This is a genomic window from Frankia nepalensis, from assembly GCF_016786325.1.
In the GTDB taxonomy this organism is placed as follows: Bacteria; Actinomycetota; Actinomycetes; order Frankiales; family Frankiaceae; genus Pseudofrankia; species Pseudofrankia nepalensis.
The window spans coordinates 21483-47489 of sequence record NZ_JADWYU010000248.1; the positions used below are offsets into that span (position 1 = coordinate 21483).

The 26007-nt window shown below is 72.9% G+C and carries 21 protein-coding genes; 11 read left to right on the forward strand and 10 right to left on the reverse strand.

The window, feature by feature from the left end:
* The first annotated feature begins 57 nt into the window (after nucleotides 1-57).
* The gene (locus I6A81_RS38505) at nucleotides 58-756 is read left to right on the forward strand and encodes an SDR family oxidoreductase (RefSeq protein WP_203003598.1); all 699 of its coding nucleotides are present in this window, start codon (nucleotides 58-60) and stop codon (nucleotides 754-756) included.
* Nucleotides 757-844: 88 nt separating this feature from the next.
* Here the strand turns inward: I6A81_RS38505 and I6A81_RS38510 are convergent, their stop codons facing one another.
* Nucleotides 845-1708, reverse strand: a complete 864-nt coding sequence (locus I6A81_RS38510) for an NAD(P)H-binding protein (RefSeq protein WP_203003599.1) — start codon at nucleotides 1706-1708, stop codon at nucleotides 845-847.
* Nucleotides 1709-1900: 192 nt separating this feature from the next.
* On the opposite strand from I6A81_RS38510, the gene I6A81_RS38515 reads away from it, so the two are divergent.
* Nucleotides 1901-2365 (forward strand): winged helix-turn-helix transcriptional regulator, encoded by a 465-nt coding sequence (locus tag I6A81_RS38515; RefSeq protein ID WP_203003600.1) that lies wholly within the window; start codon nucleotides 1901-1903, stop codon nucleotides 2363-2365.
* Between the two features lie 599 nt (nucleotides 2366-2964).
* Here the strand turns inward: I6A81_RS38515 and I6A81_RS38520 are convergent.
* The 4 genes from I6A81_RS38520 to I6A81_RS38535 form a co-directional block, all read right to left on the reverse strand.
* A complete protein-coding gene (locus I6A81_RS38520) occupies nucleotides 2965-3915 on the reverse strand; it encodes an NAD(P)H-dependent flavin oxidoreductase (protein ID WP_203003601.1) in 951 nt (316 codons plus the stop codon).
* A complete protein-coding gene (locus tag I6A81_RS38525) occupies nucleotides 3912-4544 on the reverse strand; it encodes a class I adenylate-forming enzyme family protein (RefSeq protein WP_203003602.1) in 633 nt (210 codons plus the stop codon). The genes I6A81_RS38520 and I6A81_RS38525 overlap by 4 nt, the downstream gene beginning before the upstream one ends.
* A 174-nt stretch (nucleotides 4545-4718) precedes the next feature.
* The gene (locus I6A81_RS38530) at nucleotides 4719-5468 is read right to left on the reverse strand and encodes an enoyl-CoA hydratase-related protein (RefSeq protein WP_203003603.1); all 750 of its coding nucleotides are present in this window, start codon (nucleotides 5466-5468) and stop codon (nucleotides 4719-4721) included.
* Between the two features lie 39 nt (nucleotides 5469-5507).
* Nucleotides 5508-5993 carry a pyridoxamine 5'-phosphate oxidase family protein gene (locus I6A81_RS38535; protein ID WP_238429288.1) on the reverse strand — a complete coding sequence of 162 codons (486 nt, stop codon included), beginning with the start codon at nucleotides 5991-5993 and terminating at the stop codon, nucleotides 5508-5510.
* A 373-nt stretch (nucleotides 5994-6366) separates the two neighbouring features.
* Here I6A81_RS38535 and I6A81_RS38540 point away from each other — a divergent pair, with 373 nt between their 5' ends.
* Entirely contained in the window at nucleotides 6367-7068 is a 702-nt protein-coding gene (locus I6A81_RS38540; protein ID WP_203003604.1) for a TetR family transcriptional regulator, read from the forward strand.
* 139 nt (nucleotides 7069-7207) lie between these two features.
* Here the strand turns inward: I6A81_RS38540 and I6A81_RS38545 are convergent, their stop codons facing one another.
* Complete coding sequence (locus tag I6A81_RS38545) at nucleotides 7208-7891, reverse strand: GntR family transcriptional regulator (protein ID WP_203003605.1); 684 nt, start codon at nucleotides 7889-7891, stop codon at nucleotides 7208-7210.
* Nucleotides 7892-8094: 203 nt separating this feature from the next.
* On the opposite strand from I6A81_RS38545, the gene I6A81_RS38550 reads away from it, so the two are divergent.
* From I6A81_RS38550 to I6A81_RS38570, 5 genes are all read left to right on the forward strand, one after another.
* On the forward strand, nucleotides 8095-9087 hold the full coding sequence (locus tag I6A81_RS38550; protein WP_203003606.1) for a phosphotransferase family protein: 993 nt from the start codon (nucleotides 8095-8097) through the stop codon (nucleotides 9085-9087).
* A gap of 205 nt (nucleotides 9088-9292) precedes the next feature.
* A complete protein-coding gene (locus tag I6A81_RS38555) occupies nucleotides 9293-10579 on the forward strand; it encodes an acyl-CoA dehydrogenase family protein (RefSeq protein WP_203003607.1) in 1287 nt (428 codons plus the stop codon).
* Between the two features lies 1 nt (nucleotide 10580).
* A complete protein-coding gene (locus I6A81_RS38560; RefSeq protein WP_203003608.1) occupies nucleotides 10581-12128 on the forward strand; it encodes an acyl-CoA synthetase in 1548 nt (515 codons plus the stop codon).
* Nucleotides 12125-12874 carry an SDR family NAD(P)-dependent oxidoreductase gene (locus I6A81_RS38565; protein WP_307875191.1) on the forward strand — a complete coding sequence of 250 codons (750 nt, stop codon included), beginning with the start codon at nucleotides 12125-12127 and terminating at the stop codon, nucleotides 12872-12874. The genes I6A81_RS38560 and I6A81_RS38565 overlap by 4 nt, the downstream gene beginning before the upstream one ends.
* A 2-nt stretch (nucleotides 12875-12876) precedes the next feature.
* Nucleotides 12877-13938 (forward strand): NADPH:quinone oxidoreductase family protein, encoded by a 1062-nt coding sequence (locus I6A81_RS38570; RefSeq protein WP_203003609.1) that lies wholly within the window; start codon nucleotides 12877-12879, stop codon nucleotides 13936-13938.
* Nucleotides 13939-14047: 109 nt separating this feature from the next.
* Here I6A81_RS38570 and I6A81_RS38575 read toward each other — a convergent pair whose 3' ends face one another.
* The 3 genes from I6A81_RS38575 to I6A81_RS38585 form a co-directional block, all read right to left on the reverse strand.
* Nucleotides 14048-14911 (reverse strand): BKACE family enzyme, encoded by an 864-nt coding sequence (locus tag I6A81_RS38575; protein WP_203003443.1) that lies wholly within the window; start codon nucleotides 14909-14911, stop codon nucleotides 14048-14050.
* Nucleotides 14912-15154: 243 nt separating this feature from the next.
* Nucleotides 15155-16894, reverse strand: a complete 1740-nt coding sequence (locus I6A81_RS38580) for an N-acyl-D-amino-acid deacylase family protein (protein ID WP_203003444.1) — start codon at nucleotides 16892-16894, stop codon at nucleotides 15155-15157.
* A gap of 387 nt (nucleotides 16895-17281) precedes the next feature.
* Nucleotides 17282-19210: a flavin-containing monooxygenase gene (locus I6A81_RS38585; RefSeq protein WP_203003445.1), complete on the reverse strand. Its 1929-nt coding sequence runs from the start codon at nucleotides 19208-19210 to the stop codon at nucleotides 17282-17284.
* A gap of 128 nt (nucleotides 19211-19338) precedes the next feature.
* On the opposite strand from I6A81_RS38585, the gene I6A81_RS38590 reads away from it, so the two are divergent.
* Entirely contained in the window at nucleotides 19339-20010 is a 672-nt protein-coding gene (locus tag I6A81_RS38590) for a TetR/AcrR family transcriptional regulator (RefSeq protein WP_203003446.1), read from the forward strand.
* 18 nt (nucleotides 20011-20028) lie between these two features.
* On the opposite strand, the gene I6A81_RS38595 is transcribed toward I6A81_RS38590, so the two are convergent.
* Nucleotides 20029-22017: a BTAD domain-containing putative transcriptional regulator gene (locus I6A81_RS38595; protein ID WP_203003447.1), complete on the reverse strand. Its 1989-nt coding sequence runs from the start codon at nucleotides 22015-22017 to the stop codon at nucleotides 20029-20031.
* A 124-nt stretch (nucleotides 22018-22141) separates the two neighbouring features.
* Between I6A81_RS38595 and I6A81_RS38600 the strand changes: the two genes are divergently transcribed.
* Nucleotides 22142-23020 carry an alpha/beta fold hydrolase gene (locus tag I6A81_RS38600; RefSeq protein ID WP_203003448.1) on the forward strand — a complete coding sequence of 293 codons (879 nt, stop codon included), beginning with the start codon at nucleotides 22142-22144 and terminating at the stop codon, nucleotides 23018-23020.
* Between the two features lie 283 nt (nucleotides 23021-23303).
* A complete protein-coding gene (gene fxsT, locus I6A81_RS38605; protein WP_203003449.1) occupies nucleotides 23304-26003 on the forward strand; it encodes an FxSxx-COOH system tetratricopeptide repeat protein in 2700 nt (899 codons plus the stop codon).
* Nucleotides 26004-26007: the final 4 nt, after the last annotated feature.

The window sequence follows — 26007 nt, forward strand, 5'->3', positions numbered from 1 at the left end:
GGATCTGGCGCTGTTACGCATCCACAGCCGCATTCGATGCCGCCTACCGTGAGCTTCATGAACCTGACCGGCAGCACCGCACTGATCACCGGCGCCAACCGAGGGCTGGGGCGCCACTTCGCCCAGCAGCTCCTCGAACGCGGCGCGGCCAAGGTCTACGCCACCGCCAGGACACCCGAGACGATCGACCTGCCGGGAGTCCACGTCCTGCGCCTCGACGTGACCGACCCGGCGTCCGTCGCCGCCGCCGCGTCCGTCGCCACCGATGTCACGCTCCTGGTCAACAACGCCGGCGTCTCGACCGCGACGAACCTCGTCACCGGCGACCTCGCCCGCGTCCGCCAGGAACTCGACACCAACTTCTACGGCCCGCTCGCGATGATCCGCGCCTTCGCGCCCGTCCTGGCCGCGAACGGCGGCGGCGCCGTCCTCAACGTGCTGTCCCGGCTCTCGTGGCTGTCGTACGACGGCGCCAACGCCTACGCCGCCTCGAAGGCGGCGGCGTGGAGCCTGACCAACGGGGCACGCCTCGAGCTCGCGCGGCAGGGAACCCAGGTCACCGGCGTCGTCCTCAGCTCGACGGACACCGACATGATGGCCGGCTGGGACATTCCCAAGAACGACCCGGCCGACGTCGTGCGCGCGGCGCTCGACGGCCTCGAAGCCGGCGCGCTCGAAGTCCTGGCGGACCAGGAGTCGATCGACGCCAAGGCGGCCCTCAGCGCCGACCCCGCCGAGGTGTACGCCCTGGCTTAGCCGCTGGTGGCCCGCCGACGAGCCGCGTCAACCCATCTCGCCATCGCCGCCTCGCTGCCTCCGCCGAGGGGCGGGCCGGCTGGGGCGGCTACCCGTCGCCCAGGGCCGCGGCTACGGATTCGGACAGCGGGGTCGACGGGCGGCCGATGAGCGTGCGCAGGTCGTCGGTCACGGTCGCCAGCGCGCCTTCGGCGATGCGCAGGTCGGCGTCGACGAGCAGCTCGGCGAGGTAGCCGGGCAGGCCGGCGCCGGTGAGGATGGCGGTGTACTCGCTCGCGGACAGGTTCTGGTAGCCGATCGCGCGACCGGTCCGCGCCGACAGTTCGGCCGCGAGTTCCGGCAGGTTCCACGCGGTGTCCCCGGTGAGCTCGTAGACGCGGCCGGCGTGCCCGGGTGTGGTGAGCACGGCCGCCGCGGCGGTGGCGAAGTCGGCTCGGCTCGCCGAGGCGATCCGGCCCTGGCCGGCGCCACCGACCAGGGCGCCGAGCTGGACGGCGGTCGGCAGCGCCGCCGTGTGGTTCTCGGTGTACCAGCCGTTGCGGAGAATCACCGAGGGCAGGCCCGTGGTGGCGATCGCCTTCTCGGTCGCCCGGTGTATCTCGGCGAGCCGCAGCGGGCTCGTGTCCGCCTGGACGATCGAGGTGTACGCGAGCAGCCCGACCCCGGCCTCCGCGGCGGCGTCGACGACGGCGTGGTGCTGGGCGAGGCGCGCGTCGTCGGGGCCGACGGATGAGATGAACAGCAGCTTGTCGGCGCCGGCGAACGCCCCTGGCAGGGTCCGAGGCTGCTCGTAGTCCGCGACGCGGATCTCGACGCCGCTCGTGGCGAGGTCCGCCGCGCGCGCACGGTCGCGGACGACGGCGGCGATCCCCGCCGCGGGCACGGCGCGGCTCAGCAGGTCCGCGATCACGAGCCGGCCGAGGTGGCCGGTGGCTCCGGTGACGACGATCATCGTGACTCCTCTCGATGGCTCGCCCAGGGCCGCCGTGGATCACGGCACGGGACGTGGCGACCACGGCGCGTTCGAGGACGCCGGGGCGAGCAGGTCAGAAGCGGATGCCGGCCAGGTTTGCACTTTCAAATCGAAAGTGCAACCCATTGAACAGTGCTTCCCTGGGGGAGGGATGGATGGTAGGGTCGATCGATGGCCAATTCGACGGCGCCCGAGGCCGAGGCCGGGACCGGCGCGGCGCGCGACGAGGACAGCGCGTTCGACGCGCTGGCGTTTGACGTGTTCGCGCAGGGCTGCCCCTCGCGGTCGATCCTCGAGCACGTCACCGGCCGGTGGGGCGCGCTCGTACTCGGTGGGCTGGCCGAGGGCCCGATGCGGTTCAACGGACTGCGTCGGCGGGTCAGCGGGGTGAGCGAGAAGATGCTGGCTCAGGCGCTGCACGCCCTGGAACGCGACGGATTCGTCAGCCGCGACGTGCAGTCGACCATCCCCCCGCGCGTCGAGTACGCGCTCACCGACCTCGGCCGCGAGACCGCCGCCGTGCTGCGCACGCTCGTCAACCTCATCGAGTCCAGGGCTGTCGAGGTGCTCGCCGCGCAGGAACGCTACGACGCGGCGCGCGGCGCGGCGGCGCGCCCCGAGCCTGGACCCGGATGAGCGCCCGCGTGCTCCTCGGTACCTGATCGGCACGGGGTCGGGAGTTACCGCGGGCGTTCGCCAGCAGGTTCACCTGTCGCCGTTCCGAGCCTTCTCCCGGCGTGCTCGGTCAGATGATCTAGGCCCGTGGCCGCTTCGATCAGAGGGAAACCTCGCGACCGGTGACGGGGGCGGCCCCGACAGGCGCCTGGTCATGACCCGTGGGGTGTTCGACCCTGATCCCAGGCGCCATGGTGCCGAGAACGTCCTTGTCCGGCACCACAGCTCATGGCCCGATTCCAGGACCGGACAGGAGGAGGGGCATCCCGGGCGAACGGCCGGCGCTACGCCCCCGAGTCCACCGAACCAGCAGGCAGTACGGCGTTGCCCCACCCCTGGTCGCGGCGAGGCATGACCTGTGGGGTGTCCCATCCGTGATCCCAGCGGCTGTGGTGCCGAATGCCGTCTCGTCTGGCACCACAGCACATGGCCCGATCCCAGGACCGGCCAGCCACCAGCGATGTCCCATCGCCCCATGTGACCGGCCAGCGCCGGACCTCGGAACTACGGTTCGACGGTTCGACTGACCCGCGAGTCTGACTGACCCGCGAGCGGCGCGATCACGTCGTCTGACCACCAGCCCGCGCGAGGTCGACCACGGCCGCGTGGGTCCTGGCGCGCGCCTCGTGCCACTGCGCCCTGGTGGCGCGCACGACCTCGGCGACCGTGGTGACGGCGTGGACGCCGGAGACGGTGTGGCCCGCGCTGCCGAACCCTGGGAGCAGGCTCGCCGCGACCCCGTTCGGGGCGGTGCCGAGGGTGATGTCGTCGAGACGGGCGTCGACGACCGCCTGCCGCCACTCGGGGGAGGCTCCGCTCTCCTCGGTGGCGATGAACTTGGTGCCCATGTAACCGAGGTCGTAGCCGAGGACGGTGGCGGCCCACAGGGCGGTGCCGTCGCTGATCCCGCCGGCGAGGACGAGCGGTCCTGGGTAGAAGTGGCGCACGGCGCGGGCGAAGGCGAACGGGTTCGCCGAGCCGGTGTGCCCGCCGGCACCGGCGGACAGCAGCACCAGGCCGTCGGCCCCGGCCACGGCCGCCTTCTCGGCATGGGCGACGGAGGCGACGTCGACGAGGACGCGGCAGCCGGCCTGGTGGAGCGGGTCGATGACCGGAACCGGGTTGCCCACGCTGGTGATCACGATGCCGACGCCGCGGCGGACGATGGTGGCCAGGTCGTCGTCGAGGCGCCGGTTGACGCGGTGCACGATCAGGTTGGCCGCGACCGGGCCGGGTGACGGCGCGTCGGGCCGGCCGGACGCGGCCCGCACGGAGGCGGTGATCTCGTCGAGCCACTCGTCGAGTTCGGCGCTCGAGCGGCAGTTGCTGGTGGGGAAGGCTCCGATGATGCCGGCCGCGCACGCGGCGGACACGAGGGCCGGTGTCGACACCCGGGTCATCGGCGCGGCGATCAGTGGCACGGTGAGCCGGTCGAACGGGCCGGGGCCTGGCGGCGCGGCGCCCAGTTCCGCGGGGGCGGCCGAGGTGGGGCCCGACCCGGTGGGGCTCATCGGGACGCCACCTGGCGGGTCGGGTCGTTCTCGGCGGCGTGCCGGTCGGCGGCCCACTGCCGCAGCACGCCCTTGGAGATCTTGTCGAGGGTCACCCGCGGCAGGTCGGGGACGACGTACGCGGCGCGGGGGACCTTGAAGTCGGCGAGCCGCTGGCGGCAGACGGCGATGATGGCCTCCTCCAGGGCGGCCTCGTCCAGGGCGGCCTGGCCGGCGTCCGCGGTGACGGTGACGAACGCGACGGCGACCTCGCCGCGGACCGAATCCTTGCGTGCGACGACCGCGGCCTCCCGGACGCCCGGCACCGAGGCGACGACGCGTTCGATCTCCGCCGCCGCCACGTTCTCGCCGCTGACCTTGAGCATGTCCTTGGCCCGCTCGGCGAACCTCAGCGCCCCGCCGGGCAGGACGGTCACCCGGTCGCCGGTGCGCAGCCAGCCGTCGTCGCCGAAGGCCTCGGCGGTGGCGGCCGGGTCGCCGACGTACCCGGCGAACAGCGACAGGCCGCACACACCGCCGAGGAACGGGTGCTCGCCGTCGCGCCGGACGCGTTCGTCCAGCAGGGAGGTCATGTCCATGCCCAGGAACGGGTGCATGGGTGGCAGCGTGATTCCTAAGGCCGTGTCCATCGTCAGGCGGTTTCCATCGTCAGGCGGTGTCCATCATCGAGCGGTGTCCATCGTCGCGGTGCCCCCTGTCGTCGGTCGTGGCGATTCGTGGGAGACAGTTGATCCGTCGAGACACGTGATCTTTGGAGGCGTTCCGCGACCTCGGCGACGACATCGGGATTGCGCCCACGTGGGTCAGTGGCCGGTCCACCTGGGTGGTCGGCGCTCGAAGAAGGCGGCGAGGCCTTCGGCGAGGTCCGCGGTCTTCAGTAGGCCGGCATGGGCGGCGTCGCTGTGCGCCCAGCTGGCGGTCTCGTCGGGGGACACCTCCCGGCGGGCGGTGTCCAGCGCGGCGCGGACGGCGAGCGGCGCGTTCGCGATGACCCGGTCGGCCAGGGCGAGCGCGCCCGCGAGAGCCTCGCCCGGCTCGGTCACGAGGTTGACGAAGCCGAGGCGCTCGGCGCGTTCGGCGGTGAGGTTGTCGCCGGTCGCGAGCATCTCGTAGGCGACGTTGCGCGGGAGCGCCGTGGTGATCCGGAATGCGCCGCCGAAGTCCGGCATCAGGCCGCGCTTCACCTCGGGCAGGCCGAACTGGGCGGTGCGGGCCGCGACGACCATGTCACAGCACAGGACGAGTTCGACGCCGCCGCCGAGCGCCAGGCCCTCGACCGCGGCGATCAGCGGCTTGGTCCGCCGCCGGTGGATCAGTCCGACCAGGCCACCGCGCTCGGTCGGCTCGCCCGGCCCGCTGGCCAGGTCGGCGCCGGCGGAGAACACCCGCGTCCCGCCGGTCAGGATGCCGCACCACAGCTCGGGGTCGTCCTCCAGGGTGTTCATCGCCGCGTCGATGCCGGCCGTGACGGCCGCGTTGAGCGCGTTGCGTTTCTCCTCCCGGTCGATCCGGACGACGAGGATCCGGCCCTGCCGGCTCAGCTCCACGCTCACCGTGCTACTCCACCTCTCGAGTGCCGCGCTGGACGGCGGTCAGCGGCCGATCTTGCGGTGGTCCCAGGAGGCGATCTTCTCCGGGACGAGGCGCAGCCAGGCATGCCGGCCGTCGTGGTACATCGACCCGTCCGGGTTGGCGATGTACTTGCCGGCGAACAGCCGCTCGGGTGTCGCCAGTTCGGGCTCGTCGGTCTTTCCGGTGCGGGGCGTCTCGCCGACCTGCTCAAAGCGGCCGCGCAGCTCCACGCCGTGCAGTTCGCCGAAGTCGCCGCCGGCGTCGACGACGACGGCGGCGCGCGGGTCGCGCAGCACGTCGGCCCAGCGCTGGCTGCGCACGATCGAGTAGAGCCACAGGGCGGTGCCGTCCCAGACGTACCAGAGCGGGCTGACGTGCGGCGACCCGCTGGCCGTGAGCGTCGCCACCCGGCACACCTGCTGTTCGGTCAGCAGCGCGTCGACCTCCTCGCCACTCAGGGCGATCCTGCGCCCCCGCCGCTGGGTGTCGATCAGTTCGGACCGCATGACGCCTCCATGCTCACGACCGCTGGATGCAGGGACACCGGTGCTGGTTCCGGCCGGCTCGGCGTGGCCTGACGTGATCGCCACCCGCCGATCGCAGACGAGACTTCCTGCCTCTCGGGTCCCTGTCTTGAGACTGCCGGCAAACTTTGTCTCGCTATGCCGTGGGGCAGGTCTACCATCTCGGTCAGTGCGGACACAAGGCCAGGGCAGATGGATCTTGTTTCGGGGGGCGGGCGGCGGGCACCGTTCGCCCACGGGGCGTCCCGCGCGCTCCGCCCCCAAGACGCGGCCCAAAGATCCGGCCCGACCGTGCCGAGTGTGCGCGGCGGGTCGGTGAGAACTGGTTCCCGAGCGGATGCGAGATGAACGCGTGATGGCCGAGCCCACCGAGGCGTTGACCCTGGTCACGGGTGACGACGCGCATCGGCGAATGCACCAGGCGCGCCTGGACGAGGCGTTGGGCCGTCTCCTGGGCCGCGAAGTGATCGATGCCGCCGCGCTCACGGTCGAGGGGATCGCCCGCGAGGCGGGCGTGGGCCGGGCGACCGCCTACCGCTACCTGGGTGATCGCAACGGGCTCGCCAGCCATGTGATCGTGATTCTGGCGAGGCGGCACGCCGCCGGGGTGGCGACCGCGATGGCCGGATCCTCCCACGCCGTCGGCAAGCTGGAGGAGGGCTGGGCGTACGGAGCGCGGGAGCTGCCGCGGATCCGGTCGGCGCTGAACGCGTTGCGCGAGTCGTGGTTCGACGACGCGGTCCGGATGATGCTCGCCGACGTCACCATCCCGATCCTGCGCGACGGTCAGGATCTCGGGCAGATCCGTCGGGATGTTCCCGTCGACGAGATCACCGAGTGGCTGGAGAGCCAGACTCGACTGCTGCTTACGTGGACCTTCGACGAGGCCGCTGCCCGCCGGTGGTTTCGGCGGTTCGTCGCGCCCGGCCTGCGGCCGGCGCCAGAAGGCGGTGCCCTGTCCGTCGAGCTGACAACCGCGCTCGACACCGCCCAGCAACAGCTTCTCTCCCTCGCGCGAACCCTCGACGAGCTCCGCCACACCCCGCCCGAGGCATAGAAGCCCGAGCCAGGGGCGCCCAAGGCACGGACGTCGACGACCGCGCGGCGCGGCTGGTCCAGGACGCCGGCCGACTCGCGACGGCTCGACGGTTCGAGCGCTCGCGGCTGGGAGCATGCGGGCTGCCGGGGCGGCGGGGTCAGAGCCGGGTAGAGATCTGGTAGCGGTCGGCCGGGTGGGTGTGGATGCCGACGCTGGCCAGGTGGCCGTCGCGGTCGTAGTGACGCCGTGTGATCACCAGGGCGGCCGACGCGGAGTCGGCCCCCAGCGCGCGGGCCATCTCGTCGGTGAGCAGGGCGGCCGAGATGATCTGTTCGACCGGCTTGCCGGCGAGGTCCTCGGCCTGGAAGCTGACCCGGAGGATCTTGTCGTGTGGCAGGTCGGCTCGTAGGTACTGTTCACTCCAGCAGACCGGTATGTCGTCGCCGCGCCGGGTCCTGGCCCCGCGGACGACGAACCACGGCGAGCCCTCGTCGGCGCCGACGCGGCGGGCGGTGTCGGCGTCGAGAAGGATCTCCGCCGAGGTCGGATGGACGATGCGCGTCTCGACCGCGAGCGCGAGGATGTCCTCGGCGGACCGGGCGAACGGCTGGTAGTCCGCGACGGGCCTGGCCGCCACGACGGTGGTCCCCGCCCCTGGCCTGCGGCTGACCAGTCCGAGCTCCTCGAGCCGTCGCAGCGCGCGCCGCACCGTCTCCCGGGCCAGACCGTGCGTCGCGCACAACTGCTCCTCGGTGGGGAACCGGCTTCCCACCGGGTAGGTGCCGTCGGCGATCCCGGTCAGCAGCTCCTCGGTCAGCACCCGGTGTCGCGGCGCCGCCACGCTTCATCCTTCCTCGGCCGCCTGGCCGGTACCCGCCGTGTGCGCGGCCGGTGCTGTGTCTGTGGACTGTATGCCCGCCTCGGCCGGACCGCGCTGATCGCCGCCGGGCTGTGGCTGGCACGTTCGCTGCCACCAGGCTATCTTGCCTTCGACGTGTTTTGTCTAGACAAAGCGTCCCGATGTCGTCGCGAGGTGGGAGCGCCGTGACCGGACTGCTCGATGTCGACCGGCTCGCGGGCTGGCTCGACGCGCGGGGCCTCGAGCCCGGCCTGCCGATCGCGGCGGCGCCGCTGACCGGCGGCAGGTCCAACGTCATGTTCACGATCGACCGGGGCGAGCGGAGGTGGGTTCTGCGCCGGCCGGCGGCCGTCGCCGTGGACGGCGCCGACGCCGGGATGCGCCGCGAGTACCGCATCCTCGCTGCCCTGGGCGGCACCGGCGTACCGCATCCGGGAGTCGTCGCCCTGTGCGAGGACCCGGCCGTGCTTGGCCCCGTCTTCTACCTCATGGAGCGGCTCGACGGCGTGGTTCTCGTGCCGCCGCCGGCGCCGCTGGACACCGACACGGGCCGGGCCGAGGTTGCTCGTTCGATGGCCGAGTCGCTCGCTCGGCTGCACGCCGTCGACTGGCGGGGCCGCGGCCTTGGCGACCTGGGGCGGCCGGAGGGCTTCCACGAGCGGCAGACCAGCCGCTGGATTCGCCAGCTGCGGTCCTACGAGGGCCGGGAGCTCCCCGGCGTCGACGCGGTGACCGCCTGGCTGCGCGCCCACCTGCCGGCGTCGTTCACTCCGACGCTCATGCACGGGGACTACCACATGCTCAACGTGCTGATCGCGCCGGATCCACCGGGTCGCGTCGTCGCGATCCTCGACTGGGAGACCGCGACCATCGGCGACCCGCTGCTCGACCTGGCCGGGTTCTGCGAGGTCTGGAGCACCTCGCTGGGCGACCGGTGGGGAACCGCCGACCAACTCGTCGCGTGGTACTCGGGCGTGGCGGGCCACCTCGTGGGCGACCTCAAGATGGACGACCTGACCTACCACCGTGTCCTCTACAACTTCCGGCTCGCGGTGTTGCTCGAAGGGATCTACCAGCGTTCGCTGCGGGACCCCACCCGCGCCGCCATGGAGGACATCGGGCAACGGGCCGGCTGGAACCTCGACCGCGCCCGGGATCTCGTCCGCTCGAGCGGGTAGGGGCAAAGCCCGGCGGCGTGCCGTGCCGGCGCCGCCGGCCGCCAGGCAGCGGTGCGCGGCCGCGGCGCAGGCCATGGTGGCTGGCCGGCGGTCTCCGGCGGCGTTGGCCGCGTCGGCTGGGCCGGGGCCGGCTCTGCCGCGGCTCCTGGTTGCGCCCCGTCCACCGGCTCGCTAACTTTGTCTAGACAAACTAAGGGGTCGATCGATGATCAGCTTTGAGGTGGACCCAGCGCTGGCGGCCGAGCTCGCCTGGATCCGGGAGTTCGTCGCCACCGAGATCGAGCCGCTCGACCTCGCGTTCGGCGACGAGGAGGTCGTCTACGACAAGGCGCACCCGGTGCACGACCGCTACCTGCGTCCCCTGCAGGAGCGGGTGCGCGAGCGCGGGCTGTGGTCGTGTCACCTGACGCGTGAGTTCGGCGGCCAGGGCTACGGGCAGGTCCAGCTCGCGCTGATGAACGAGATCCTGGGTCGCTCGGCATTCGCGCCGACCGTCTTCGGCTGCCAGGCGCCGGACTCCGGCAACGCGGAGATCCTTGCCCACTACGGCACCCTCGACCAGCGGGAGCGCTATCTCAAGCCGCTGCTCGACGGGGAGATCTCGTCCTGTTACGCGATGACCGAGCCGCAGGGCGGGGCGGACCCGGCGCTGTTCACGACCCGGGCCGCGCGGGACGGCGACCGCTGGGTGATCGACGGGGAGAAGTGGTTCTCCTCCAGCTTCGAGAAGGCCGCGTTCACCATCGTCATGGCCGTCACCAACCCGGACGTGCCCGTCTACCAGGGAACGTCGATGTTCCTCGTCCCGGCGGGAACCCCCGGGCTCGAGGTGATCCGGCGTACCGGACTGGGCTACGACGCCGAGGGCACAGGCAACCACCCCTATGTGCGCTACGACGGGGTCGCCGTGCCGGCGGAGAACCTGCTCGGGGGCGAGGGGCAGGCGTTCGTCATCGCCCAGACCCGGCTCGGCGGCGGCCGGCTGCACCACGCGATGCGCACGGTCGGCGCGGTCGCCCGCTGCCTGGACATGCTGTGTGAACGCGCGCTGAGCCGGACCACCCAGGGCGAGCTGCTGGCGCGCAAGCAGCTGACCCAGCAGAAGATCGCGGAAGCCTGGGTCGAGCTGACCCAGTTCCGCCTGCAGGTGCTGCACGCCGCCTGGTGCGTCGACACCCACGGGGCGAAGGCGGCCCGGCGGGAGATCGCCGGAGTCAAGGTCGCGACGCCGAAGGTGTACCACAACGCGGTGCTGCGCACGATGCACGCGCACGGCGCCCTCGGGATCTCCAACGAGATGCCGCTGGCCCGCATGCTGCTTGGTTCGGTGGCGCTCGGGATCGCCGACGGGCCTACCGAGGTCCATCAGGCCACCCTCGCGCGTGACGTCCTCAAGGAGCATCGCCCCAGCGAGGGCGCCTGGCCCAGCGAGCATCTTCCGGCGCGCCGCCAGGCCGCCCGTGCCCGCTACGCGAGCCTCGTGGAGGGGTGACGTGGTCTATCCGGGCTTATACGCGAGGACCGCGCCGGACCGGCCGGCGGTCGTCATGGCCGCCGGCGGCGAGCGCGTCACCTACGCGCAGCTGGACGCGAGGTCCACCCAGCTGGCGCGGCTGCTGGCCGCGCGCGGCCTGAAGGTGGGCGACACGGTCGCGATCCTGGCCGAGAACCACCCGCGCTACTTCGAGGTGTACTGGGCGGCGAAGCGGTCCGGCCTGTATCTCACGGCGATCAACCGCTACCTCGCCCCGGCCGAGGCCGCCTACATCATCGAGGACTCCGGCACGAAGGCGCTCGTCACCTCGGCCGCGCTGGCGGGCACCGCGGCCGAGGCGGCCGCGATGGTGCCCGGTCTCGGATGCCGGCTCATCCTGGACGGCGAGCTGGCCGGGTTCGAGCCGTACGAGGCCGCGCTGGCCACCCAGCCCGCCACGCCGCTGGACGACGAGCCGCGCGGCGAGGTGATGCTCTACTCGTCGGGCACGACCGGCCGGCCGAAGGGCATCCGCCGTCCGCTGACCGGGCGGAGCGTCGACGATCCCGAGGGTGCCGGCACGTCCCTGCTGGAGCGGGCCGTGTTCGGGATGGACGAGACGTCGGTCTACCTGTGCCCGACACCGCTGTACCACGCGGCGGGGCTGCAGTGGTCGGCCGGCGTGCACGAGCTGGGCGGCACCCTCGTCGTGCTGGAGAAGTTCGACGCCGAGGGCATGCTCGCGGTGATCGAGCGCGAGCGGGTCAGCCATACCCAGGTCGTCCCGACGATGCTCGTCCGTGTGCTCAAGCTGCCCGGCGAGCGGCGGCTGCGGTATGACCTGTCGAGCCTGCGCCGTGTGATCCACTCGGCGGCCCCGTGCCCGCCCGACGTCAAACGGGCCATGATCGACTGGCTTGGCCCGATCGTGGACGAGTACTACGCGAGTACCGAGGGCGCCGGCCTGTCCTATATCGGTGCCGCCGACTGGCTGAGTCACCCCGGCTCCGTCGGGCGGCCGCTGGTCGGCGTCCCGCACGTGTGCGCCGACGACGGCGCCGAACTGCCGGCCGGCGAGCCGGGGCTGCTCTACTTCGAGCAGCCTGCCGCCTCCTTCTCCTACCACGGCGATCCGGAGAAGACCCGGTCCAGCCGCCACCCGGTCCACCCGAACTGGATCGCGGTCGGCGACGTCGGCTATCTGGACGACGAGGGCTACCTCTATCTCACCGACCGCAAGAGCTTCATGATCATATCGGGTGGGGTGAACATCTACCCGGCCGAGATCGAGGCCTGCCTGGTGATGCACCCGCTGGTCGCCGACGTCGCGGTCTTCGGCCTGCCCGACCCCGAGATGGGCGAGTACGTGCACGCCGTCGTGCAGCCCGCCCCTGGGGTCGCGCCGTCGCCGGAGCTCGCCGAACAGCTGCGCGCCCACGCCCGCGACGCCCTCGCCCACTACAAGGTCCCGCGGGTCGTCAGCTTCCGCGACGAGCTGCCCAGGATGCCCACCGGGAAGCTGGCGAAGGGCGTGCTGCACGACGAGTACCGCAAGGACGGATCGTGACGGGACCATCGTTGCGGCTCGACGGGAAGGTCGCGCTGGTCACCGGCGCCAGCCGCGGGCTGGGCCGGGCCATCGCGCTCGGGTTCGCCGCCGCCGGCGCCGACGTGGTCGTGTCCAGCCGCACGGACCAGGCGTGCGAACCGGTGGCCACCGAGATCCGCCGCCAGGGGCGCCGGGCGCTCGCGGTGGGCGCGCACGTCGGCGACTGGGGCGACTGCGAGCGGCTGGTCGACCGGGCCGTCGGCGAGCTCGGCCGGCTCGACGTGCTGGTGAACAACGCCGGCATCGCGCCCGTGCCGCCGTCGCTGGCCGGCGTCACCGAGGCGCTGTTCGACAAGACGGTCGCGGTCAACCTCAAGGGGCCGCTGCGCCTGACGGGACTCGCGGGCCCGCGCCTGCCACCGGGCGGATCCGTGATCAACATCAGCTCGAAGGCCTCGACGCACCCCACGCCGCACACCGTCGTCTACGCGGCGGCGAAGGCAGGGCTGAACGCGCTGACCGTCGCCGCCGCCCAGGAGCTCGGGCCCAGGGGCGTGCGGGTCGACGCGATCGTCTGCGGCTCGTTCCACACCGACAGCTTCGACCGCTCGATCCCGACGCCCGAGCTCGCCGAGCAGTTCGCCGCCCGGATCGCGCTCGGCCGGATCGCCACGCCCGACGAGATCGTCGGGACGGCGCTGTTCCTCGCGTCGGACGCGTCGTCCTACATGACCGGCGCGCTGCTGACGCTGGACGGAGGATGATCATGACATCGACGGCTACCCCGGCCGAGGACACGGTGCGCGCTGTCGTCTGCACTGAGCTGACCGGCGAGGACGCGCTGGAGGTGCGCGACCGGCCCCGCGCGCCGCTCGGGCCGCGCGCGGTCCGGATCGCGGTCCGGGCCGCGTCGGTGAACTACCCGGACGTCCTGATGATCCGTGGCCAGTACCAGGCCCGGACGGAGCCGCCGTTCGTGCCGGGGACCGAGGCCGCCGGCGACATCGTCGAGGTGGGAGCCGAGGTGACCGGGCTCGCCGTCGGCGACCGGGTCCTGTCGGTCGTCGGCGTCGGGGCCTTCGCGACCGAGGCCGTCGTCACGCCGCCGTGGCAGCAGGTCCACCGGATCCCCGACGCGATGCCCTACGACGAGGCCGCCGCGTTCGACATCACCTACGGCACCGCGTACCACGGGCTGATCGGCCGCGGCGGGCTCGTGGCCGGCGAGTCGGTGCTGGTCACCGGGGCGAGCGGCGGCTGCGGGTCGGCCGCGGTCCAGGTGGCCAAGGCCGCCGGCGCCCGGGTGCTGGCGGTCGCCGGCGGCGCCGAGAAGACCGCCCTCGTCCGGGAGCTCGGCGCGGACGCCGCCTTCGACCACCGCGAGCTCGACCCGGCCGACCCGAAGGCGCTCTCGGCCCTGGTGCGCCAGCACACCGGCGGCCAAGGGGTCGACGTCGTGTTCGACACCGTCGGGGGCGCCGACATCCGCGAGCCGCTGCGCGCGCTCGCCTGGAACGGGCGGTACCTGGCGATCGGGTTCGCGGGTGGGATACCCACCGTGAGCGTCAACCAGACGATCCTCAAGTGCATCTCGATCATCGGCGTCGCCTACGGCATGTCCGCCCTTCACGACCCGGCGGCCAACGCACGGGACATGAAGGCGCTGTTCGACTGGTACCGCGAGGGCAAGGTCCGGCCGTCCATCGGGCATCGGTACCCCCTGGCGGAGGCGGCCGAGGCGCTGCGGGTCGTGCGGCAGCGACGGGTTCTCGGCAAGGTCGTCATCGAGATGCCGTCGGACGTGAGCAGCCCGGCGGCCGGGCGGTGAGCGTGGACGGCGTGGCGGCGCCCGGCCCCGCCGGGGGGGCGGGGGGGGGGGGGGGGGGGGGGGGGGGGCCCCGGCGGGCGGGCCGGGGGGCGCCGGGGATCTCGCGCGGTCAGCGGCGCGGGAGGTCCAGCAACTCGGCCGCTTCGGGGCTCGACGCGACCGGCCGGCCGACGGCCTTGCACAACGCGACCGCCTCGGTGACCAGCTCGACGTTCGTCGGCTGGCGCTGTCCGCCGTAGAACTCGACGCCGAGGTGCAGGTGGCCGCCGCGCTCGAGGGCGAGGCGCGCGACGTCGGCGGCGACCACGTCGCCACCGACGACCGACACCGCCCAGGGCAGCGGCCGGTCGCCCAGGATCTCCAGGTAGGCGTCGAGCGCGGCCGCGGTGGGCGGGAGCCCGAACGGGGCGCCGATGAGCCCGCGCTCCGTCGAGAAGTACAGCTTGATCATCGCTCCCTGGGGCAGCCGGCCCGCGTCCCACCAGGCCAGCGTCGTGCGCAGCCACCCCGGCTCGTAGATGGCGATGCTCGGGCCGAGCGCGTGCTCCCGGCAGATGCCGAACGCATGGGCGATCGCGTCGTAGGAGTTTCGGTACACGAACCCGCCGGTCGGAATCCCGTCGGGGCCGCGTCCCCCGAGGTTCACCGAGCCCGGGTCGACGATGGCGATGCGCAGCAGCCCGGACTCCGCGAGCGGGACCTGGTGGTCATAGCCGATCTCGCCGCCCGGGCCGGGATTCACGGTGGGGTAGATCAGCGCCTCGGGCCGTGCCGCTAGCACCGGCCGCCACCCCCGCAGGTACCGCTCCGCGGCGACCGCGTCGGGGCCGAAGGTGTCGACATGGTTGTGGATGATGGCGGCGCCGGCATCGAGGCAGGCGATCGCGTCGGCCGCGATCTCCTCCGGGGAGATCGGCACGTTCGGGTTCTGTGCCTTCCCGACGGATCCGTTGATCGCCGCCTCGATGATCACTGGGCCTGGTGGGGCCGGGGGAGCCCAGGAACGGGACGGTGATGTCGACGCCACTGCTTCCTCTTTCCCTGGTGGTGTTTCCGGACCTCGTCCGCGACAGGGCCGTGGCTGATCTCCGGCCCTCCGATCCCTGGCCTCCGACGCGCCGCGCGGCGACCGGGTGAGCGACGGCCAAGCGCGGACCGCCATGCGCGGACGGCCGCGGAAGGCGCGGCACGTCGGCGTCGTGTGGCGGTCCGCCGCTCACGCCCGGTGGGCCGCCGTGGCGGGATTGCGTACCAGCCGTCCCGGAAGCGCGCCCGTCGGTTCACCGTCGCGGTAGGTGACGGCGCCGCTGACCATGGTGAGCGCGTAGCCCTCCGCCTTCTGGACGAGCCGGCGGCCGCCCGCGGGCAGGTCCCGGACCGCGACGGGCCGGTGCAGCCGGAGGGCGTCGTAGTCGATGACGTTGAGGTCGGCCTTGAACCCGGGCGCGAGCAGGCCACGGTCGCGCAGCCCGACGGTCTCGGCGTTTGGCCTGGTAAGCAGCCGGACCGCCTCCTGCACCGGGATCCTCGGGCCTCGGGTGCGGTCGCGGGTCCAGTGGGTGAGCAGGGTCGTCGGGTAGCTTCCGTCGCTGATCGTGCCGTAGTGCGCGCCGCCGTCGCCGAGGCCGACGACGGTGTGCGGGTCCCGCAGAAGAAGGCGGACCGGCTCGAGGCTGTCGCTCTGGTAGTTGGTGGCCGGCAGGAGGAACGCGGCGAGCCCGCCGCTGTCGACGATCGTGTCGTAGATCAGCTCGCGGGGGGTGATTCCCCGAGCCGCCGCGAGCGCGCCCATCGTCCTGTCGGGCGTCGGCTCGTAGTCGGGCACCTCGGCCATGAGGTAAAGCGCGGCGTCCTGGCTGGCGAAGTACTGGAAGACGGGGTTGGGGTGTTCGGGCCGCTCGGACAGGATCCGTGCCCGACGGTCCGGGGCACGCATGGCCTCGACGCGCTCGGGCAGCGGCAGGTCGCCGATCTGCTGGTAGCTCGGGTTGAAGACGAAGGGATGGAAGGAGAAGTCGAGCCCGAGGACGACTCCCACCGGGCGGGGGAAGACCTGCCCGCGGATCGGCGGGAGACCGTCGCGGTCCTGCGCGGCCAGCGCGTCGAGGTAGCGCTGGTGGTGGTCCGGGAAGTGCTGCGAGCTCATGAGCGAGAAGGACAGTGGCCCGCCCGAGGTCATGGTCAGCCGTCGGAACAGCGCCACCTCCGCGAGGGGGTCGTGCGCGCCCTGGCTGCCGATGAGCTGGAGCACGCCCGCGCCGGCCTGGCGCAGGCCACGCGCCAGCGCGTGCAGTTCGGCCTCGTCGGCCCCGACCGTCGGCGCCAGGTCACCTTCGGGGGTTCGGTGGCCGATGCTGCGGGAGGTGCTGACCCCCATGGCGCCGGCCGTCACCGCCTCGGCGACGATGCGCGTCATCTCGTCGAGGTCGCCCGGCGTTGGCGCCTCCCGGTTCGCCCCGCGCTCTCCCATGACATGCACGCGGACCGCCGCGTGCGGGAGCTGCGACGCGAAGTCCATGTCGGCCGCGCGATCGGCCAGCACCGACAGGTACTCCGGGTAGGTCTCCCAGGTCCAGGGCAGACCTTCCGCCATGACGATCTCGGGGATGTCCTCGACGCCCTCCAGGACCTTGACCAGCAGCTCGCGATGGTGCGGGCTGCAGGGAGCGAAACCGACGCCGCAGTTGCCCATCACGGCGGTGGTGACGCCGTGACTCGACGACGGCGACAGGCGGTGCTCCCAGGTGATCTGACCGTCGTAGTGGGTGTGGATGTCCACGAATCCCGGCGTCACCAGCTTGTCCCGCGCGTCGGTCTCGACGTCGCCGGCGCCTTCGACCCGGCCGACCGCGACGATTCTGCCGTCCCTGATCGCGACATCGCCCTCGAACAGCTCGCCGCCGCTGCCATCCGCGATCGTCCCGTTACGGATCACGTGGTCGAAATTCGGTGCCATCTAGCCCGCCTCCCAGGCGTTCCGTGCCTGCTCCGACCGACGGTCCCCCCCCACACGGGGAGGACCCCCAGATCCCGCGCGTGGGGCACGTCCACGCCACGCGCTTCGCGCTCTTCCTCGTCCGGCCCGGGTCAGCGTTCCGCCAGGACGCCGATCATCACCGTGGTCCTGCTCGGTGGTCGCGACCCGCGGGCCGGGCCCGGCGCCGAGCGGGATGGGTCATCTGACAGGCGGTACGGCGTGATCTGTCTAGACAAAATAACGTCCTCGCGTGTCCTACGCCACAGGTTGGCCGGGACGCGGTCGTTCCCGCCTCTCGGAACGGAACGCGCCCACCTCGGCAACGGCCGGCCCCCCGCGACGCCCTTTCACCTGTGGGACGCCCCTTCAGCGCAGGACGTAGTCCGCCGGGTTCGGCGCGCGGGTGAGACGCCAGTAGTCGTAGAGGTTGAACGGCCAGTTCTGCGCGATGCGTCCCTTGCCGTTGCGGTACCAGGTGTGCACGTCGGAGACGCCCCAGGCGCGCTCGTCGGTGGCGGCGTCGATCCACTCGTTGTAGCGGTCGTGGGCCTCGGGCCGGCAGTCCAGGGAGGCGGCGTCCCGCGCGAGCAGCAGGCCCACGCACTCGGTGATGTAGCGGGCGGCGCACTCGGAGAAGTAGATGATGCTGCCGTTGACCACGATGTTCGTGTTCGGCCCGTACATGAGAAAGAGATTCGGGAAACGGGGCACCGTGATCCCGAGGTGAGCGCGGGCGTCCCCGTCCCACCAGTCGTGCAGGTCCAGGCCGCCCGCGCCGACGACGCGCATCGGAGTCAGGAAACGGGACGCCTGGAAACCGGTTCCGTAGACGATGACGTCGTGGTCGACGTGCCGGCCGTCGGCCAGCTGGATCCCCGACGGGGTGATCCGTCCGATCTCGGCGGTCTCCAGAGTGACGTCCGGGCGTTGCAGGGTGGCCGCGTAGCGACCGCTGTCCGGGATCATGCGTTTCGCGCCGTAGAAATGGGTGGGCAGCACCTTGGCGCGCAACGCCGGATCGGGGAACACGGCCTCGTACCAGGCCGTCAGCCGGCGCCGGGCCAGGTCGTTGACGGCGCTGACCGAGTTGTTGGAGCGGTCCCAGCGGGGATCCACGATGGTCTGCGGGAGTGTGCCTTCCTGGAGGCGTCCGAAGGTGGTCAGCCGGTCCCAGCGGGCGTAGTCGGGCACGTGCCGCAGCAGCCAGTTGATCTCGGCGGGCAGGTCGTCGTGATAGTTCGGGACCGGCAGCAGCCAGGGCGCGGTCCGCTGGTAGACGGTCAGCCGCGCGGCCCGTTCGGCCAGCGGGGGAACGAACTGGACGGCGCTCGCGCCGGTGCCGATGACCGCGACGCGCCGTCCGGTGACGTCGATGTCATGCCGCCAGCGGGCCGAGTGGAAGTACGGCCCGCCGAAGCTGTCGATCCCCTCGATGTCCGGCAGGCTTGGGCGGTTGAGCTGGCCGACGGCGCTGACGACGGCGTTCGCCTCGTGGGTGCGCTCGGCGCCGGACGCGTCGCGCAGGCGCAGCGCCCAGCGGCTGGTCTGGTCGTTCCACCGGGCCTCGACGACCTCCGTGCCAAGGCTGATCAGCTCGGCGAGCCCGAACTCGTCGGCGCAGCTTCGGAAGTAGTCGAGCAGGACTGGCTGCGTGGAGTTGAACTGAGGCCAGTGGCCGGTCTGGGCGAACGAGTAGCTGTAGAGGTGGTTGGGCACGTCGACGCGGCAGCCGGGGTAGGAGTTCTCGAGCCACGTCCCCCCGAGGTCGGTGTTCTTCTCGAAGACGCGCACGTCGACGCCGGCCTGACGCAACCGGTGCGCGGCGACGAGGCCGGACATCCCCGCGCCGATAACGGCGACGGAGAACCGCCGGCGCGGCGCCGTGGTGGCCACCCGCCATCGCGGCGCCCGAAGGTCGCCGCCAAGGGCCAGCTCCTCTTGGAGCAGTTCGAGGTAGTCGTCGTCGACGGCGGCGGGCGCGACGACGAACTCGACCAGCGCGCGCAGTTGCTTGGGATCCGGCTCGACGGGCGGCGGGCAGCGGCGGTCGCGATAACGAATCAGCGCGTCGGCGGCCGAAAGGCGTGCCCTGGCCGCGGTCTCGGACGGGTAGCCGTAGTCCGGCGGCATCCACGGTAATGCCGGATCGGGCCGGATGTCGTCGGATAACAGGTCGTACTCGCCGGTGAGCTGCGCGACCGCGGCGAGAAGCGGCGCCACCGGGGCCTGGGCGGCCTGAGCCCGGATGGTGGCGTCGTCAGCGTCGATGTCCTCGCGGGTGAAGTCCAGGCGCATGCCCGCAACTATCGCACGAGGTTCGGACGCCTGTCCTATAGTCTCGGACACGTGTCCGGATCGAAGGTGGATACCGGGTGTGGGATACCGGACGTGGGATGCCGAGCGTGGAATGAGGAGAGCGCGGGATGACCGGCGCGCCGGAGGCGACCTGGACAGGTGAGGATTCGGGGCAGCGGATCGAGGAACTCGCCGCGACGCAGCGGTGGTCGCCCAACCAGCAGGCCGCGCGCTCGCGTCTCGCGCTCGCCGCCGCCCGCCTGGTCGCGCGCTCCGGTCCGACCGCGTGCACGATCCGGGCCGTCGCCGAGGAGGCCGGCCTGACGAAGAGCACCGTCCACTACTACGTCGACGACGCCGACGAACTGGTCGACCTCGCCGTGCTGACCTACCTGCGGCAGTTCGCCGCCCAGACGCGGCGCGGCTGCGACGAGGCGCCCGACGGACCCGAGGCGCTGTGCGTCCTGGTGCGGACCTTCCTGGGCCGCGGCGCGCGGACGATCCAACTCGGTGAGGCGGTCTGGCTGCACAACCCGATCATCTGGAGCGCCTACCTCACGCACGCCTGGCCGCGTGGCGCCCGCGCCGCGCTGCTCGCCTGTTTCGAGACCTTCCGCGAGCTGTTCGAGGCGACGCTGGCCCGCTGCGGGGTCGACGACCCCGCCGAACAAGCCCGTGCGCTGCACCTGTACCTGCTGGGCGTCGTGCAGCTCAACATCGTCCAGCCGCTGCCCCAGGCGGAGGTGGCGCGGGCCGTCACTGCCCTGACGGGTGTACCCGTCGCCCCGGCCCGCTGCTGACGAGGCCCGCCGCGGAGCTCAGCGTCCTGACCGGGGTGGCCCGAGACGGCGCAGCGCGGCGGCGAGGTCGCCCAGGTGCCTCGAGACCGGGCCCACGGTCAACAGGCCGCTACCCGCCCCCGCCAGCTCCGCCGCCGCGGGGGTGAGCTCGCGCTGGGCACGCTCCATCGTCTCCCGGTCGCCGACGGAGATGGCCGCCTGGGCGGTGAGGCACCACAGGGCCTCGAACAGCAGGTCGCGGGGCGGGTCCGGGACCTTTCGCAGCGCCGCGGCGGCCTCCTCGCGGCGGCCCTCGGCCAGCAGCGTGTGGGGGCGAGCCCACGGCTCGTAGGGTCCCCAGTCGGTGAGCGCGTCGGCGCTGGCGGGCAGCGCGTGTTCCACCCGCGTGCACAGCAGCGCGAGCGGCAGCAGGCCGTGCTCCAGTCCCGGCATGCCGGCGCCTTCCAGCCGCGCGGCGGCGTCGCGGTAGGCCGCCGCTATCTCGGCCGTCGCTGGCGGGCGGGTCGCGGCGAGCCGCAGGGCCGCGTACCACTGGGTGAAGACCCCCACCAGCGGCAGTTCGTGGCGTTCGGCCAGGCGGTCCGCGGCGCTCGCGTGCTGGTCGGCCGTGAGGAAGTCCCCGAGCGCGCCGCGCGCCTGGAGCCGGATGAGGTGGCCGAGTACCTCGAAGGTGGCCAGGCCGTGGCGCGCGGACAGCGCGACCAGCTCGGCGCCGATCTCGTCCCGGCGCGGCGCCAGACCCGCGCGGTGGAAGGTCTGCATGAACACGGCGTTCAGCGCGAACGCCAACGCCCGCGGGTCGTCCAGGCGGCGGGCGATCTCCTCCGCCTGCCGGGCGGCCTCGGGCCCGCGGGCCGCGCGGGTGCCGCGCGACTCCAGGGCGATCGTGGCCAGCAGCCGCGCCCGGGCCGCCTCGTGCCCGCCGGGTGGGAGCGCGCTCAGGGCACGCTCCGCCGCGGCGATCACCTGCGCGGCCTGTTCCGGCTCGTCGACGCGCGTCCAGATCGCCGGGACGTCGTAGGCACCGATCAGGCGGGCGGTCAGTTCCGCGTCGCCCAGCTCGTCGGCCGCCGCGATCGCCGCCACCCGGTGCCGGCGGGCCGCCTGAAGGCCGCCACCCCCGGTCACGGCGAGGTCGCGCAGGAGACCCACCGTCGACTCCAGGCGTGCCCGCGCCCCGGAGGGCACGGCGCGGTCGTAGGCCGCCGCCGTCTGCGCCCACACCCGCCCCGTCGCGCCGCCCGGCTGGGGGTCGAGGTGGGCGGCGTGGCGCAGGATGTCCGCCTCCAGGCCGCGCAGTCCCGGGCCTGGATCGACCCCGAGCTGCTCGGCGAGCAGCGCGCGCGCTCGGCGAAGGACCGCCAGCGCGTCCGCCTGGCGGCCGGCGCGGTACAGCGCCAGGGCGAGCAGGCGCCAGGCGTCCTCACGCCAGGGATGCTCGGCCACGTGCGCATCCAGGTCCGCCGCCGCCTCGGCGGCCAGGCCCAGCGCCAGGCGGGCCTCGGCCTGCCGCTCGACCGCGTGAAGTCGCAGGTCCGCGAGCCGGGAGCGCTCCGCGCGGGCCCAGGGCTGATCGGCGAACTCGGCGTAGGCGGGCCCGCGCCAGCACTCCAGCGCCCGCGCGAGCCGTGGGAACCCGTCCGTGGGCGGCAGTGTCGCGGCGGCGGCCACCTCCTGCTCGAAGCGCCAGGCGTCCACCGCGTGCTGCTCGGCGCGCAGCGCGTACCCCGGCCCCTCGGTCACCAGCAGCCGGGCCGGGGCGCGGGGTGGGCGCCCCGGTTCCAGGGCGCGGCGCAGCGCGGCCACGAAGGTGCGCACCGCGCCCACCGCTTCCGGCGGCGGATTCGTCCACAGGTCTTCGACGAGGCGGGAGACCGGCACGACGCGCCGCCGGGCGATGATCAGCCGGGCCAGCACCGCGCGGTGTCGAGGCCCTTTCAGGGCGATGGCGTCCCCGGCGTCGTCCCAGGCCACCACCGGCCCCAGCACGCCGAACAGGACCTGCACCCCTGACCGCCCTTTCCGGGGCGCCGCCCCGCGGTCACGGTAGCGCGCTCATCCGATGCTCATCCGCGCTCGGCACCCTGAAGACGTCTGATCACCTCCGGTCACCGCGAAAAGGAGCGGAATCATGGCACCTGTCATCGCGACCTTCGACTATCGGCGTGTCCCCGTCGCCGCCGGCGTGTCCCTCAACGCGGCCGTCGGCGGTTCGGGCCCGCCGATCGTGCTGCTGCACGGCTTTCCGCAGACCCACCTGATGTGGCGGCACGTCGCCGCCGACCTCGCCACCGACCACACCGTGATCTGCCCCGACCTGCGCGGTTACGGCGCCAGCGACAAACCCGCCGAGACCGACGGCACCGCCTACGCCAAGCGCACGATGGCCGCCGACATCGTCGCCCTGGCCCGCGCGCTCGGGCACGAGCGCTTCGCGCTGGCCGGGCACGACCGCGGCGCCCTGGTCGCCTTCCGCGCCGGACTCGACCACCCCGAGGCGGTCACCCACCTCGCCTGCCTCGACGTGCTCCCCACCCTGGACATGTGGGAGGTGATGCGCGGTGTCACCGCCGCCGTGGGCTTCCACCTCTACCTCATGGCCCAGCCCCCGACCCTGCCCGAACAGATGATCCTGGCCGCGCCGGACGTGTTCTTCGGGCACTTCCTCGACATCTGGACCAACGACCCGCGGGCCCTTCCCGCCGACGTCCGCGCCGCCTACCTGGACGCCAGCCGCGCCGCGGTGCCCTCGATCGTGGCCGACTACCGGGCCTCCGCCGGCGTGGACGTCGACCATGACCGGGTCGACCGCGCCAGCGGCAGACGGCTGCGGATGCCGGTCACCGTGCTCCAGCAGGACTGGGGCACAGCACTCGGCTTCGACGCCGCAGCGCTGTGGGGCGCCTGGGCCCCCGACCTGCGGCACACCACGGTCGCCTGCGGCCATTTCATGGCCGAAGAGGCCCCCGCCGACATAAGCAAGGCGTTGCGAGACCTCCTTACCCGTTGAACGGGTCGAGACCGCGGCCCGAAGTGGCCGCCGCGGGCGGCCGCCAAAAGGATCCTCGGGTATCTCCGCCAGATTCGCTGCCCCTCGTGGTCAACTCGCCGTTACCACCGAATGCGCGCCGGTCTCCTTGTTTTCGTGTCAGTTCCGGCTCGCCAAGCCAGCCACCAGCGTCATGACTCGGTGTGGATGTGCTCTGGGCCGGTCCGCGTCGGTCTGGCAGGCTGTGAGCGTGGTCTCGGGGGAGGACTTGGCCGGCCCGCTACCCGCGCGGGTGGATTTTTTCGTGTCCTACACCGGTGCCGACGAGGCGTGGGCGACCTGGGTGGCCGCCGCGCTGGAGAAGTCCGGCAAGACCGTCGCCGTGCAGGTGTGGGACTCTCCGGCCGGGGAGAACTTCGTCGTCTGGATCAACGAGCAGATGGCGGCCGCCGGGCGGACGGTCGCCCTCTGCTCGCCCGCCTACTTCGACTCCCACTGGTGCACCCAGGAATGGACCGGGGCGCTGGCCGGCAGGAAACTGATCCCGCTGCGGGTCGCCGACTGCCCGATGCCCCCGGTGCTGGCCACCATCTCCTACCGGGACCTGCACGGCGTCGACGAGGACACCGCCCGGCGGCGGCTGTTGGAGGCCACCGGGCTGGCCAGGACAGCCCGGGTCTCCGCCGGGTTTCCCGGCGCAGCGCCGACGCCCGGGGGCGCGGCGGATGGCACACCGTTCCCAGGCCGACAACCCGCGATCTTCAACGTGCCCCCGCGGCTGCGGTACTTCACCGGTCGCCAGGATCTGCTCGACCGGCTGCGGGCCGGACGCGCGCGGGGCTCACCAATGGCGATCACCGCTCTGCGCGGCCTCGGCGGCGTCGGCAAGACCCAGCTCGTGATCGAGTACGCCCACCGGTACGCGGCCGCGTTCGACCTGGTCTGGTGGGTCGAGGCCGAGCAGGCCGCCCTGGTCGGCGAGCGTCTCGCCGACCTCGCGGGCCGGCTCGGCCTGCCCACGACCGGGCGGGTGCCCGAGGACGCGCGGGCCGCGCTGGACGCCCTGCGTCGCCGGGAGCGGTGGCTGATGGTGTTCGACAACGCCGAAGACCCGGACGCGCTGCGACCCTGGCTGCCAGGCGGGCCCGGCCAGGTGATCGTCACGTCGCGGAACCCGGCCTGGGGTGGGCTCGCCGCGCCCCTCGACGTCGACGTGTTGCCCCGCGTCGAGGCTGTCGCGTTGCTGGCCCGCCGCGCGCCGGACATCGACCCGCGGGCCGCGGACGCGCTCGCCGCCGAGCTCGGCGACCTCCCGCTCGCCCTCGAACAGGCTGCCGCCTACCTGGAGACCACTGGCCTTTCTCCGGCTGACTATCTGACGAGGTTCCGCGCCCGCCGCCCCGAGATGCTCCGCCGGGGCCGCGACCTGGCCCATGGCGGCAACCTCGACACCGTCTGGTCGCTGGCCCTGGACCGGCTGCGCGCCCAGGCGCCGGCCGCCGTGGCGCTGCTGGACATCTGCGCCCACCTCGGACCCGAACCCATCCCCCTGGCCCTGTTCAGGCGACCTGTCAGGCACCACCGGTGGGCCAGGCGCAGGCCCGTCCTCGCGCCCGAGGAACTCGACGACACCATCGGCGCGGTCCTGGCCTACTCCCTGGCCCGTCGCTTCGGGGACACCATCGCGCTGCACCGGCTGGTCGCGGCTGTCATGCGTGCCCACCAACCCCCCGACCGGCACGAGAAGGCCGCCGCGACCGCGCGGGCACTGCTGGTGGCCCACCGGCCCGCCCACGACGTGGAGGACCCGGCCGGCTGGCCGGTCTGGGCCGCGCTGGCGCCCCTGGTTCTCACCGCCCCCGCGCTGCGCCCCGACGAACCGGGCACCGACATCGGCGGCGGGGCCCGCGGGCTGCTGGCCGAGGCCGGCATGTATCTCTTCGCCCGAGGCGACGTCCGCGCCGCCCACACCCTCACCGCCGCCCTGTACCAGCAGTGGAAGACCATCCTGGGTAGTGATCACCCCGACACCCTGAACTCGGCGACCACCCTCGCCGCCGTCCTGCTCGTGCTCGGGGAGTACCAGGCCGCCCGGACCGTGGCCGAGGACATCCTGGCGCGGTGCCGCCGGATGGTCGGCGACGACCACCCCGCCACCCTGGGCTCGGCGCACGGCGTCGCCTTCACCCTGTACCTGCTCGGGGACTACCGTGCCGCCCGGGACCTCGACGAGGACACCCGGACGCGCTGGCGCCGTCTCCTCGGCGACGACCACCCCGACACGCTGCGCACGGCGAACAACCTCGCCGCCGACCTGTGCGCTCTCGGGGAACACCAGGCCGCCCGAACCCTCGCCGAGGACACCTTGGCCCGCTACCGCCGGGTTCTCGGCGACGACCACCCCCACACCCTGGACTCGGCGATCACCCTCGCCGTCGCCCTGCACCAGCTCGGGGAGTACCAGGCCGCCCGCGAACTGAACGAGGACACGCTGGCCCGCCACCGCCGTCTCCTCGGCGACGACCACTACGACACCCTGCGTTCGGCGACCAATCTCGCCGCCGACCTGCGCATGCTCGGGGAGTACCAGGCCGCCCGGGGACTGAACGAGGACACCCTGGCCCGCCACCGCCGCATCCTCGGCGACGACCACCCCTTCACCTTGCGCTCGGCGAACAACCTCGCCGCCGACCTGCGCGCGCTCGACGACCACCGGGCCGCCCGCTCTCTCGACGAGGACACCCTGGGCCGCCACCGCCGGGTACTCGGTGACGACCATCCCCACACCCTGGACTCGATGAACAATCTCGCCGCCGACCTGCGCGCCCTCGGGGACCACCGGGCCGCCCGATCCCTCGACGAGGACACGTTGACTCGCCGCCGCCGTGTCCTCGGCGACGACCATCCCGACACCCTGCGTTCGGCGACCGCCCTCGCCAGCGACCTGCGCCTGCTTGGCGAGGGCCAGGCCGCGCGGGAGTGGGAGGACTTCGCCCGCCGGTGACCTT

What these genes read in the sequence shown, in the direction of transcription:
- I6A81_RS38520 (WP_203003601.1), bottom strand. Translation starts at nt 3,915, where the DNA reads ATGAGCCCCACCGGGTCGGGCCCCACCTCGGCCGCCCCCGCGGAACTG.
- I6A81_RS38590 (WP_203003446.1), top strand. Translation starts at nt 19,339, where the DNA reads ATGACCGGCGCGCCGGAGGCGACCTGGACAGGTGAGGATTCGGGGCAG.
- I6A81_RS38580 (WP_203003444.1), bottom strand. Translation starts at nt 16,894, where the DNA reads ATGGCACCGAATTTCGACCACGTGATCCGTAACGGGACGATCGCGGAT.
- I6A81_RS38535 (WP_238429288.1), bottom strand. Translation starts at nt 5,993, where the DNA reads ATGCGGTCCGAACTGATCGACACCCAGCGGCGGGGGCGCAGGATCGCC.
- I6A81_RS38540 (WP_203003604.1), top strand. Translation starts at nt 6,367, where the DNA reads ATGGCCGAGCCCACCGAGGCGTTGACCCTGGTCACGGGTGACGACGCG.
- I6A81_RS38585 (WP_203003445.1), bottom strand. Translation starts at nt 19,210, where the DNA reads ATGCGCCTGGACTTCACCCGCGAGGACATCGACGCTGACGACGCCACC.
- I6A81_RS38510 (WP_203003599.1), bottom strand. Translation starts at nt 1,708, where the DNA reads ATGATCGTCGTCACCGGAGCCACCGGCCACCTCGGCCGGCTCGTGATC.
- I6A81_RS38525 (WP_203003602.1), bottom strand. Translation starts at nt 4,544, where the DNA reads ATGGACACGGCCTTAGGAATCACGCTGCCACCCATGCACCCGTTCCTG.
- I6A81_RS38515 (WP_203003600.1), top strand. Translation starts at nt 1,901, where the DNA reads ATGGCCAATTCGACGGCGCCCGAGGCCGAGGCCGGGACCGGCGCGGCG.
- I6A81_RS38570 (WP_203003609.1), top strand. Translation starts at nt 12,877, where the DNA reads ATGACATCGACGGCTACCCCGGCCGAGGACACGGTGCGCGCTGTCGTC.
- I6A81_RS38505 (WP_203003598.1), top strand. Translation starts at nt 58, where the DNA reads ATGAACCTGACCGGCAGCACCGCACTGATCACCGGCGCCAACCGAGGG.
- I6A81_RS38600 (WP_203003448.1), top strand. Translation starts at nt 22,142, where the DNA reads ATGGCACCTGTCATCGCGACCTTCGACTATCGGCGTGTCCCCGTCGCC.
- I6A81_RS38555 (WP_203003607.1), top strand. Translation starts at nt 9,293, where the DNA reads ATGATCAGCTTTGAGGTGGACCCAGCGCTGGCGGCCGAGCTCGCCTGG.